This window comes from Fodinibius saliphilus (assembly GCF_005869845.1).
Lineage (GTDB): Bacteria > Bacteroidota > Rhodothermia > Balneolales > Balneolaceae > Fodinibius > Fodinibius saliphilus.
On the sequence record NZ_VAWF01000008.1, the window covers coordinates 1 to 1,601 of the forward strand.

Genomic DNA, 1,601 nt, shown 5'->3' on the forward strand with positions numbered 1-1,601 from the left:
ACCCGGCCGAGTCATCTTCCGCACGGTTAATCCGCTTACCTGTTGACATCTTCAACTGGTTTTCGGACATCTCCTTATTAATTCTGTTCAGGGATAGCTGGGAATCCAGCGATTGTATGTTTGTATTTACTCTGTTTAAATCTCCAAAACTTGCCATAACTTTTCTCCGTTTATTCTTGGTATAAAATTCTTTGCTTCTTGCATTGCACAACTATTATCGTAGAGGAAAAACCGATCTTAAGTTTTTCTTTTATTTTTTTAAAAGGCATTCAATTCCCCATAATGTTCTATAACATAGTTATATAGGTGGCAACATATACCTTTTAAAGAAACATATCGCTATCATACCTGTTGTTTACTTTTGAAATAGTTACCCCCTATCCCTTTATACCAATTTTACCAAATCATTTTCTAAACAATCCAAAACCTTGATAGGGATTAATCTTTAACCCCCTCTTTTAACTCATCCCTTGGATCCCTCATAAAAGTCTGGGGGGAGAAATTATTTCCTCCCAGATATAATATCATCCCAACCTTAGTCTATGAAGGGCAAACTCTCGCAACTTAGCATCTCCTTAGAAACATCATTGGGTAGTCCATAAATACATCTCTTTAGAAATAGAAGATACTATTGCCAAAACAGTTAACACAAACATCATACTCTCAAAAATGTATTAGCACATACTACTAATATAGATAGCTTTCTGAATGATATTACCCAAAGTGCAGATAACTAAAAACCAAACTCTTGTTTAGAATACTTTAGTTTTTGTAGAACCCTCTTCTTTTTTGAATGAAAAAATAAAAAAGCCCTACCGTTGCCAAAGCAACAATAGGGCCTATTATATAAGAGTAAAATACCCTTAAATATTAACGAAGGAATCCGAGTACAGATTGCGGACCGTTGTTGGCCTGCGCAAGAGACGAAGTCGCCGTCTGCTGCAGGATACTCAATCGGACCTTCTCACTCTGCGCTTTGGCAAAGTCCGTATCCATAATACGGGATTTCGCCGATTCATTTGCACTGATCGACTGCGAGAGAGTCTCCTCACGGACCGACAGTGACGACTGCGTAATTCCAATATCGTTTACGTTTTCCGACATCGTCGTAATTGCATCATCCACGTGGCTGATGAACGAACGGAAGTCAGAGGAGTTGGCGGCCGTTCCGGCTGCGGTCTCAAAAGAAAGCGCTCCACCCGGGTTTGTGGCACCGGCTGTTCCGGCAGCCGTAGCTTCAATAGCCGATCCGTCAGCTACCGCACCGTCGCCACCAGAGTTACCCAGCTGAGCCGTATTCGTACCGTCGGCAAACAGCTCACCTACGTTTACCGCATTCAGATCCGCGGTAATAGTATCAGATGCTCGCTCACCGACCTGGAAGGTCAGCTCTAAGGCACCGGACTTGGTGGCCGTGGTATCGTCTCCACTCAGCAGGTCATATCCCTGGAAGACTGTCGAGTCTGAAATATCATTGATGTCGGCGCCGAGCTCTTTAATCTGCTCACCAATAAACCCACGCTCATCTTCGCCGAGGGTATCGTTGGCTGCCTGCGTGGCCAGCCCTTTCATCTCCACGAGGTTATCCATGATTGTACCGA

At 43.5% G+C, this 1,601-nt stretch carries 2 protein-coding genes; both read right to left on the reverse strand.

The window, feature by feature from the left end:
- A partial coding sequence (locus FCN14_RS16155; protein ID WP_491523252.1) for a flagellin N-terminal helical domain-containing protein occupies positions 1 to 157 on the reverse strand: 157 nt, incomplete at its 3' end.
- A 713-nt stretch (positions 158 to 870) separates the two neighbouring features.
- The coding region (locus tag FCN14_RS15615; protein WP_138432233.1) for a flagellin at positions 871 to 1,601 on the reverse strand (731 nt) is incomplete at its 5' end.